Annotated in this window: 9 protein-coding genes; 7 read left to right on the plus strand and 2 right to left on the minus strand. The window is 61.8% G+C overall.

What is annotated here, in order from left to right:
* Nucleotides 1-8: 8 nt before the first annotated feature.
* The 3 genes from nrdI to nrdF all read left to right on the plus strand — a co-directional run bounded on the left by nrdI (nt 9) and on the right by nrdF (nt 3,754).
* Nucleotides 9-425: a class Ib ribonucleoside-diphosphate reductase assembly flavoprotein NrdI gene (gene nrdI, locus I8N66_RS19480; protein WP_291156824.1), complete on the plus strand. Its 417-nt coding sequence runs from the start codon at nt 9-11 to the stop codon at nt 423-425.
* Nucleotides 395-2,548 (plus strand): class 1b ribonucleoside-diphosphate reductase subunit alpha, encoded by a 2,154-nt coding sequence (gene nrdE, locus I8N66_RS19485; protein ID WP_291156826.1) that lies wholly within the window; start codon nt 395-397, stop codon nt 2,546-2,548. The genes nrdI and nrdE overlap by 31 nt, the downstream gene beginning before the upstream one ends.
* Before the next feature lie 231 nt (nt 2,549-2,779).
* Nucleotides 2,780-3,754 carry a class 1b ribonucleoside-diphosphate reductase subunit beta gene (gene nrdF / locus I8N66_RS19490; RefSeq protein WP_291156828.1) on the plus strand — a complete coding sequence of 325 codons (975 nt, stop codon included), beginning with the start codon at nt 2,780-2,782 and terminating at the stop codon, nt 3,752-3,754.
* Nucleotides 3,755-3,836: 82 nt separating this feature from the next.
* Here nrdF and I8N66_RS19495 read toward each other — a convergent pair whose 3' ends face one another.
* Nucleotides 3,837-5,033 carry a multidrug effflux MFS transporter gene (locus I8N66_RS19495; protein ID WP_291156830.1) on the minus strand — a complete coding sequence of 399 codons (1,197 nt, stop codon included), beginning with the start codon at nt 5,031-5,033 and terminating at the stop codon, nt 3,837-3,839.
* A gap of 206 nt (nt 5,034-5,239) precedes the next feature.
* Between I8N66_RS19495 and I8N66_RS19500 the strand changes: the two genes are divergently transcribed.
* Nucleotides 5,240-5,929: a TetR/AcrR family transcriptional regulator gene (locus I8N66_RS19500; protein ID WP_291156832.1), complete on the plus strand. Its 690-nt coding sequence runs from the start codon at nt 5,240-5,242 to the stop codon at nt 5,927-5,929.
* A 65-nt stretch (nt 5,930-5,994) separates the two neighbouring features.
* On the opposite strand, the gene I8N66_RS19505 is transcribed toward I8N66_RS19500, so the two are convergent.
* Nucleotides 5,995-6,279 carry an acylphosphatase gene (locus I8N66_RS19505; RefSeq protein WP_291156834.1) on the minus strand — a complete coding sequence of 95 codons (285 nt, stop codon included), beginning with the start codon at nt 6,277-6,279 and terminating at the stop codon, nt 5,995-5,997.
* Between the two features lie 294 nt (nt 6,280-6,573).
* Here I8N66_RS19505 and I8N66_RS19510 point away from each other — a divergent pair, with 294 nt between their 5' ends.
* The 3 genes from I8N66_RS19510 to I8N66_RS19520 form a co-directional block, all read left to right on the plus strand.
* A complete protein-coding gene (locus I8N66_RS19510) occupies nt 6,574-7,464 on the plus strand; it encodes a substrate-binding domain-containing protein (RefSeq protein ID WP_192450180.1) in 891 nt (296 codons plus the stop codon).
* Between the two features lie 161 nt (nt 7,465-7,625).
* Entirely contained in the window at nt 7,626-9,137 is a 1,512-nt protein-coding gene (locus I8N66_RS19515) for a sugar ABC transporter ATP-binding protein (RefSeq protein WP_291156837.1), read from the plus strand.
* Nucleotides 9,134-9,821: ABC transporter permease (locus I8N66_RS19520; RefSeq protein WP_291156839.1), on the plus strand; the 688-nt coding region annotated here is incomplete at its 3' end. The genes I8N66_RS19515 and I8N66_RS19520, both read left to right, overlap by 4 nt.

Here is a 9,821-nt window from a genome sequence, read left to right on the forward strand (position 1 = left end):
GAGAAGCGATGGGGCTGATCGTCTATTTTTCCAGCCGCTCGGAAAACACCCATCGCTTCGTCGAGAAACTCGGCCTTCGCGCAGCCCGTATACCGCTCAAGGAAAGTAAGGGCGCACTTACGATTTCGGAGCCCTATGTGCTCGTCGTGCCGACCTATTGCGGCGACGACGGCCGGGGTGCCGTGCCGAAACAGGTGATCCGCTTCCTGAACGACGCGGGCAACCGCTCCCACATCCGCGGCGTGATCGCAGCGGGCAACAGCAATTTCGGCGCGACCTACGGGATCGCCGGCGACGTGATCTCGGCCAAGTGCCAGGTGCCCTACCTCTACCGGTTCGAACTGCTCGGAACCGATGAGGACGTCGCCAATGTCAAAAACGGGATGAAAAGATTTTGGACGTCTCAACACTCGAACGCCCCCTGAAGGCGACGGAACCGGCGCTGGACTACCATGCGCTCAACGCGATGCTGAACCTCTATGACGAAGAGGGGCGGATCCAGCTCGACAAGGACCGGCAGGCGGCGAAGCAATACTTCCTCCAGCACGTCAACCAGAACACCGTGTTCTTCCATAACCTTCGCGAGAAGCTCGATTATCTGGTGACCGAGGGCTACTACGAGCAAGAGGTTCTCGACCAGTATTCCTTCAACTTCGTGCGCGATCTCTACGACCACGCCTATTCGAAGAAGTTCCGCTTCCCGACGTTCCTTGGCGCGTTCAAATACTACACGTCCTATACGCTGAAGACCTTCGACGGAAAGCGTTACCTGGAGCGCTACGAGGACCGCGTCTGCATGGTGGCTATGACGCTGGCGCGCGGCGATGAAGAGCTTGCCCGCGACCTAGTCGACGAGATCATTTCCGGCCGCTTCCAGCCGGCAACACCGACCTTCCTCAATGCCGGCAAGAAGAGCCGCGGCGAACTCGTCTCCTGCTTTTTGCTCAGGATCGAGGACAACATGGAGAGCATCGGCCGCGCGATCAATTCGGCGCTGCAGCTTTCCAAGCGCGGCGGCGGCGTGGCGCTGTCGCTCACCAACATCCGTGAGATGGGCGCGCCGATCAAGCAGATCGAGAACCAGTCCTCCGGCGTCATCCCGGTCATGAAGCTTCTGGAGGACTCGTTCTCCTACGCCAACCAGCTTGGCGCGCGTCAGGGCGCAGGTGCTGTCTATCTCCATGCCCACCACCCCGACATCATGCGCTTCCTCGATACCAAGCGCGAAAACGCCGACGAGAAGATCCGCATCAAGACGCTGTCGCTCGGCGTCGTCATCCCGGACATCACCTTCGAGCTCGCCCGCAACAACGAGGACATGTACCTGTTCTCGCCCTATGACGTGGAGCAGGTCTACGATGTGCCGCTCACCGAGATCTCGGTGACGGAAAAATATCGCGAGATGGTCGAGGATGCCCGCATCCGCAAGCGGAAGATCAAGGCGCGCGAATTCTTCCAGATCATCGCAGAGATCCAGTTCGAAAGCGGCTATCCGTACATCATGTTCGAGGACACGGTGAACCGGGCAAACCCGATCGCCGGGCGTATCACCATGAGCAACCTCTGCTCGGAGATCCTGCAGGTGAACGAGCCGAGCGAATTCAACGACGACCTCTCCTACGCCAAGATGGGCAAGGACATTTCCTGCAACCTCGGTTCGCTGAACATCGCAGCAGCGATGGACTCGGCCGATTTCGGCAAGACCATCGAGACCTCTATCCGGGCACTCACCGCCGTCTCCGAGATGAGCCACATCTCGTCCGTGCCCTCGATCGAAAAGGGCAATGACGACAGTCACGCGATCGGCCTCGGTCAGATGAACCTGCATGGCTATCTCGCCCGCGAGCGCATCTATTACGGCTCGGAGGAAGGCATCGACTTCACCAACATCTATTTCTACACGGTGACCTACCACGCCATCCGCGCATCGAACCGGCTGGCGGTCGAAAAGGGCAAGAGCTTCGCCGGCTTCGAAAACTCGAAATACGCCTCTGGCGACTATTTCGACAAATACACCGAGGCCGAGTGGCTGCCGGCGACCGAAAAGGTGAAGGCACTATTCGAGGAAGCCGGCATCGCGATCCCGACGCAGGAAGACTGGCTGGAACTGAAACGGGCGGTGATCGAGGGCGGCCTCTACAACCAGAACCTTCAGGCCGTGCCGCCGACGGGCTCAATCTCCTACATCAACCACTCGACGTCCTCGATCCACCCGATCGTGTCGAAGATCGAGATCCGCAAGGAAGGCAAGATCGGCCGCGTCTATTACCCCGCAGCCTTCATGACGAATGACAATCTCGACTATTACCAGGACGCCTACGAGATCGGGCCGGAAAAGATCATCGACACCTACGCGGCGGCCACCCAGCACGTCGACCAGGGCCTGTCGCTGACGCTCTTCTTCCGCGACACGGCGACCACCCGCGACATCAACCGCGCCCAGATCCACGCCTGGAAGAAGGGCATCAAGACCATCTACTACATCCGCCTTCGGCAGATGGCGCTTGAGGGCACGCAGGTCCAGGGCTGCGTTTCCTGCGCGCTCTAACGCCGCGTTCCAGCAATTGCTCAAACGGCCCCCACCCTAACCCTCTCCCCGCAGGCGGGGAGTGGGGACGTGCCATACCAACGCCCGAGATGCGGGCGGCCCCGATGATGTTAGGCGGTGCGGCATTGTCCCTTCTCCCCGTACGCGGGGAGAAGGCGCCGGCAGGCGGATGTGGGGCCATACCCGCACCGCGCAGATGTGGGGCACCCACGATCACAAAGGTCCAACGACATGAACATGCACGCCAAATCCGCAAGCCGCATCCGCGCCATCAATTGGAACCGCATCGAGGACGACAAGGATCTGGAGGTCTGGAACCGCCTGACCGGTAATTTCTGGCTGCCGGAAAAAGTGCCGCTCTCCAACGACATCCCCTCCTGGGCGACGCTGAAGCCGGAGGAGCAGAAACTGACGATCCGGGTCTTCACCGGCCTCACCTTGCTCGACACGATCCAGAACGGCGTCGGCGCCATCAGGCTGATGGAGGATGCGGCCACGCCGCATGAAGAGGCGGTGCTTTCCAACATCTCCTTCATGGAGGCGGTCCACGCCCGCTCCTACTCCTCGATCTTCTCGACGCTCTGCCTGACGCCCGACGTCGACGACGCCTATCGCTGGTCCGAGGAAAACGAGTTCCTGCAGAAGAAATCGGCGCTGATCACGGCAGAGTATGCCTCCGGAGATCCGCTGAAGAAGAAGGTCGCCAGCGTCTTCCTCGAAAGCTTCCTGTTCTATTCCGGCTTCTATCTGCCGATGTACTGGTCGAGCCGCGCCAAGCTCACCAACACCGCCGACATGATCCGGCTGATCATCCGCGACGAAGCGGTGCACGGCTATTACATCGGCTACAAGTTCCAGCGCGCGCTGGAGCGGCTGACGGAGGAACGCCGCCAGGAAATCAAGGATTTCGCCTTCGACCTGTTGCTCGAGCTCTACGACAACGAGGCGAAATACACCGAAGCGCTCTATGATGGCGTCGGGCTCGCCGAGGACGTGAAGAAGTTCCTGCATTATAACGCCAACAAGGCGCTGATGAACCTCGGCTACGAGGCGCTGTTCCCGGCTGAAGCCTGCAAGGTCAACCCCGCCATCCTCTCCGCCCTGTCGCCGAATGCCGACGAGAACCACGACTTCTTCTCCGGCTCCGGCTCCTCCTATGTCATCGGCAAGGCGGTCGCGACCGAGGACGAGGACTGGGATTTTTAAAAGCGAGCCGACCGGTCACACCTGACAACAAAAGGCCGGCGAGGACACCCTCGCCGGCCTATCGGTTTAGCGTTAGCAGTCCCTACTCCGCTGCCACCACACGGCTGCGGCCGATCGTTGCCTGGGTCAGGAGGAAGGCGGCAAGCGCGCAAGCGGCGATCGCCCCGGCCATTGGCAGGGCCGTTCCGTCGAAGAAGAGGCTCGCGACCACCATGGCGACGGCGGCGGTGACGAAGTGCAGCGTGCCCATCAGCGCCGACGCCGTGCCGGCGATCTCGCCGTGGTCTTCGAGTGCCAGCACCGCCGAGGTCGGGATCACCAGGCCGAGCACCCCGTAGCCGACGAACAGGAAAGCGGCCATGACGGGCAAGTGGTTGAAACCGAGGCTCATGACGACGAACATCGTGACCATGGTCAAAGCGAAGGCGCCGACGGCGAGATGCATGACCCGTACCAGGCCAAAACGCTCGCCGAGCCAGCCGGTCGCCTGCGACACCGCGAAGAACGACACGGCGTTCATCGAGAACGCCAGGCTATATTGCGTCGGCGTCAGCCCATAGTGGTCGATCAACACGAAGGGCGAGTTGGCGAGATAGACGAGGAACCCGGAGATCCCAAGCCCGCCGATGAAGGTAAGCGTCAGGAAGTTGCGGTCTGAAAGCAGCAGGCGGTAGGCGGCAAGCGCGCTTGCCACGCTGCTGCCGGCACGGTCCTTTTTCGGGCGGGTCTCCTGCAATTGCGTCGACAGGAGGATCAGGCCGATGAAGGCGGCGATCATCACCGCGTAGAAGACGCCCCGCCAGCCGTAGAACTGGATCACGGCGCTGCCGGCGAGCGGCGCCAGGATCGGCGAAATGCTGAAGACCAGCATCAGCAGCGACATCAGCCGCGCCGCCTGGACGCCGGTATGCATGTCGCGGACGACGGCGCGCGGAATGACCATGCCGGCGGCGCCACCAATGCCCTGCAGGAAGCGGAAGGCGATCAGGGTCTCGATGTCGGTCGCAAGGGCGCAGCCAATGCTGGCGACGGTGAAGAGGCCGATGCCGAGATAGAGCGGCGCCTTGCGGCCCCAGATATCCGACAGAGGGCCATAAATGAGCTGCGAAATGGCGAAGGAAATGAAGAACGACAGGAGGCTGAACTGTACCACGCCGTTGTCGACCGCCAGGTCTTTGCCGATCGACGGTAAGGCGGGCAGATACATGTCTATTGCGAAGGGACCGATCGCCGAAATCAAACCGAGGACGATGGCCGTGCGGAGGAAGGACGCTGTCATGGCAATGATCTTTCAGAAATCGCGGCAATGCTCCGGCGCAAGGCCGGTATCGCTGCCGCCAGGTTTGAAACTCGAAAGATGACGGTCGTGCCAGGATCGAACGTTGGGAGACGCATCCTGCGCTGACTATTGAGTCCATTAAATTGGACACAGGTGTAAAATTAGACACCATTGTCTAAATCGTCAATGGGCCTTATCTTCGCTTCATGAAAAAACATGACCCCGCCTCGCCTGATGTCCGCGCGCAAAAAGGGCAACTTGCGAAACGCGTCTCGATCCTCGAAGCCGCCGCAGACGTTTTTTGCCGCGAAGGCTTTTCCGGTGCCAGTATCGACGAGATCGCCGCCGAAGCCGGCGTATCGCGCCAGACGGTCTACAACCACTATCGCGAAAAAGAGACGCTGTTCATGGCGGTGGTCCAGGACATCATGGATCGTACCAACGGCGTGCTCTTTTCGATCCTCGCGACTTTCCCTGAACGCGCCGACAATCTCGAAGAGGACCTTGCCGCCTTCGCGGTGCGTCTCAACAAGAACTGCATCTGCAACCAGGACGCAAAGTTCATCCAGAAGTTGATCGCGACCGAAGGCAATCGCTATCCGCATCTCTTTCAGTTCTGGCGCGAACAGGGACCAGGCAAGACCGATCGGGCGCTGGCGGCGCTTTTTGCGCGGCTCGCGCACCGGGCGCCGCTCGAGATCGATGATTTCGACCTCGCCGCGCGGCAGTTCATCGCGCTGATCAAGGCGGACCTGCAGATGGGCGGGCTGTTCGGCGAGGCTCCAGGCGAGGCCGAACTTGAGGAAAGTGCCGGCAAGGCGGTTCGGACTTTCCTGCGGGCCTACGGCCGACCGACGGGCGAGCAGAAAAAGAGCGAGCTCGAAGCGCAACATTGATTTCGCGCTTGGGCGATGGCCGCCCGGTCAAAACCAGGCGGCGGTCGTTTCGGCTGAAGGCCTGCCTATCGGGTGATCCGAAAGCCGCTGACACCTTCCGGCGCTTCGACGAACTCGGCAACGACCTTCGAAACCCATGCGGCCGGCGGGCCGTCATGCAGGCGTTCGAGCATAAGGGTGACCGCGTCCTCCGGGCCGCTGATCAGAGCGGCAACCGAGCCATCGGCCTCGTTTCGAACCCATCCGACGAGACCGAGCTTCTGCGCCTCGTCCCGCGCCCAAACCCTGAAGCTAACGCCTTGTACCCGCCCGAGGATTCGGACCAGCGCCGTCCTGTTTGCCTCCGTCATCACCTCGTCTCCGTCGCCATCTGCCACGCTATCTGGCGCAATGCGGGATAAAGGCAAGCCACCCCCGCTGCGAACTTGAGCGACCTCGTCCCGCCACGTCGTCGGGCCGGTGACGAACGGTGGCGTGCCCATCTAAATTTTCTCGTTATACGTTTAATTGTTTGTTTGCGTATTTTTAAAAATTGACGCGCGCAAAGTTTTGTGGCTTTTACGCCTTCACCAAGACGGCGGCGAGGGGGCCTCGCCAGCTTGGATCGCAACACGAAGGCCCACGCCGTTTCCAGGGAGGAAACCATGAACATGTCCCGCATTCTGAAGTCGCTCGTCGCCGGCACGGCGCTGTCGCTCCTCGCCTCCACCGCCTTTGCCGACGGCATCGGCGCATCGCTGCTGACCCAGCAGCATCCGTTCTACATCGAGCTCGCCGACGCCATGAAAGCCGAGGCCGAAGCCAAGAACGTCAAGCTCGAGGTTTCGATCGCCAACCAGGATCTCAACAAGCAGCTCGCCGACGTCGAGGACTTCATCGTCAAGGGCGTCGACGTCATCGTCATCTCGCCTGTCGACAGCCAGGGCGTGCGCGCCGCGATCGAGAAGGCCGAGAAAGCCGGTATCAAGGTGATCACCGTCGACGTTCCGGCCAATGGCGCGACCGTTACCTCGCATATCGGCACCGACAACTTCACCGGCGGCGTCAAGGCCGGCGAACTGATGGCCAAGGTTCTCGACAACAAGGGCAAGGTCGCCGTCATCGACTATCCGACGGTCCAGTCGGTGGTGAACCGCGTCAACGGCTTCAAGGAAGCGATCGCCAAGCATCCCGACATGGAGATCGTCGCGATCCAGACCGGCATCACCCGCGCCGAAGCACTGGCCGCCGCCCAGAACATGCTGCAGGCCAATCCTGATATCACCGGCATCTTCGGCTTTGGCGATGACGCGGCACTTGCCGCCGCCGTTGCGGTGAAGGCTGCGGGTCTCGAATCCCAGGTCAAGGTCATCGGCTTTGACGGCATGAAGGAGGCCCGCGACGCGGTCGACACCAACCCGGTCATGGTCGGCGTCATCCAGCAATTCCCGGACCAGATGGGCAAGCAGGCGGTCGACACGGCCGTCAAGGTTGCCGCCGGCGAGACCGTTCCGGCCGAACAGCCGATCGTTCCGGGCGTCTACACCGCGAAGTAAGTCCTCCCAGGACTGCCGCCGCCTCAAGGGCGAGATCAGGAAAAGTGTGTGCGGTTGTCCGCCCGCGTCCTGCTCCCATCGAAAGGCGGCGGCAAACATTGGGGTGCACGCCCCGGCCCTTGGCCGGCGGCGTCCCCTCGGCTGACCCGAAGGAGGCCGCCATGCATGGTTCGAACACGGATACCATTCTCGAAATCGACAACGTCACCAAATCCTTCGGCCAGGTCGCGGCGCTGAAGGGCATGCGCCTGAAGGTCCGGCGCGGCCGGGTGCACACGCTGCTCGGCGAAAATGGCGCCGGCAAATCGACATTGATGAAGATCCTCGCGGGCGTACACGAGGCAACCTCGGGAGAAATCGCCCTCGATGGGCGCGCCTACCGGCCGCGCAATCCGCAGGATGCCGCCGCCCTCGGGCTCGCCATCGTCTTCCAGGAACTCAGCTTGTGCAGCAACCTGACGGTGGCTGAAAACATTCTCGCCACCCGCGAGCCGCGCCGCTTCGGCTTCATCAACGACAAGGAGCTCGTCGCCAGGGCCCGCGCGATCGTCGCCGATCTCGGCCTGCCAATCGATGTCAGCGAGAAGGTCGGCAATCTCTCGATCGCCCAGCGCCAGCTGGTCGAGATTGCCAAGGGCCTCAGCCACGAGGCCAAGGTCGTTATTCTCGACGAGCCGACGTCGTCGCTCAGCGACAGCGAGGCCGAGATCCTCTTCGACATCATCGCGCGGCTGAAGAGCCGCGGGGTCGCCGTCATCTACATCTCGCACCGCATGGAAGAGATCATGCGGCTCAGCGACGACATAACCGTCATCCGCGACGGCGAATATGTTTCCACCCATGATCGCGACGATGTCACCATCGAGGCGCTGATTGCGCTGATGGTCGGCCGCCGCATGGACGAAATCTATCCACCAGCGGCGCATGAGCAGAAGCCGAGCGTCGCTCCTGTTCTCTCCATCGATGGCCTCACCCGCGACGGTGAGTTCGAGGATATTTCCTTCGACATCAGACCCGGCGAGATTCTCGGCTTCTTCGGGTTGGTCGGTTCCGGCCGCTCGGAGGTGATGAACGCGCTCTTCGGCATGAAGGCCGCGACCGGCACGGTGCGCTTCGAAGGGCAACCTGTCCGCTTCCGTTCACCGGCAGAGGCAATTGCCCGCGGCATCGGCTTCGTCACCGAAAACCGCAAGGAAGAGGGCCTCGTGCTCAGCCACAGCGTCGGCTGGAACATCTCGATGGCCGCCCTTTCGGATTTCACCGGCCCGCTCGGCTTCACCCGCAACCGCGCCGAACGCACGGCGGCAGCCCAGGAAGTCGGCCGGCTGGCGATCAAGACCCATTCGCTCGACACGCCCTCAGGGTCGCTCAGCGGCGGCAACCAGCAGAAGATCGTGCTTGCCAAGTGGCTGCTGACGAAGCCCAAGGTGCTGATCCTCGACGAGCCCACCCGCGGTGTCGACGTCGGCGCCAAGTTCGAAATCTACAAGATCATCCGCCAGCTGGCGGCCGAGGGGACAGCGATCCTGCTGATCTCCTCCGAGCTGCCGGAAGTTCTCGGAATGAGCGACCGGGTCGTCGTCATGCACGAAGGCGTCATCGGCGCAACGCTTTCCGGCACCGACCTCAACCCGGAAACGATCATGGCGCACGCAACGGGATTCCAATCATGACACAGCAATCCGAGACCCAGGCCGCCTTCCTGCGCGCGCTGAAACAGTATGGCGGCATCCTTTTGTCGCTGGTGATGCTCTGCGTCATCTTCTCCTTCCTCAACCCGCGCTTCATGTCGGTCGTCAACTTCATGAACATCCTGCAGCAGGTGGCCGTGGTGGCGATCGCCGCCTTCGGCATGACCTGGGTGATCCTGCTGGGTGAAATCGACCTTTCGGTCGGCTCGATCATCGCGGTTGCCGGTATGGTCGGCGCGCAATGTTTCGCCTTCGGCCTCGGCTTTGCGCCGGCGCTCGTCGTCACGCTTCTCGCCGGCGCCCTGATGGGCATGCTGAACGGCGTGCTGACGGCGAAACTGCTGCTCCCCTCCTTCATCGTCACCGTCGCGACCATGGGCATCTACCGCGGCATGGTCAGCTTGCCGACCAACGGCGCGCCGGCGATGATCGAGAATTCGACCTGGACCGCCATCGGCACCGAAAGCTTCCTCGGCCTGCCGATCATCATCTGGGTCGTCGCCGTGCTCTTCCTCGTCAACCACATCCTTTTGAGCAAGACGAGCTTCGGCCGCCGCGCCTATCTCACCGGCGGCAACCGCGAGGCTGCCGTCTATTCCGGCATCAAGGTGGATCGACTGAAGATCACCATCTTCATGATCTCCGGCGTCATGGCGGCAATCAGCG

This window comes from Ensifer sp. SSB1 (assembly GCF_016652895.1).
Lineage (GTDB): Bacteria > Pseudomonadota > Alphaproteobacteria > Rhizobiales > Rhizobiaceae > Ensifer.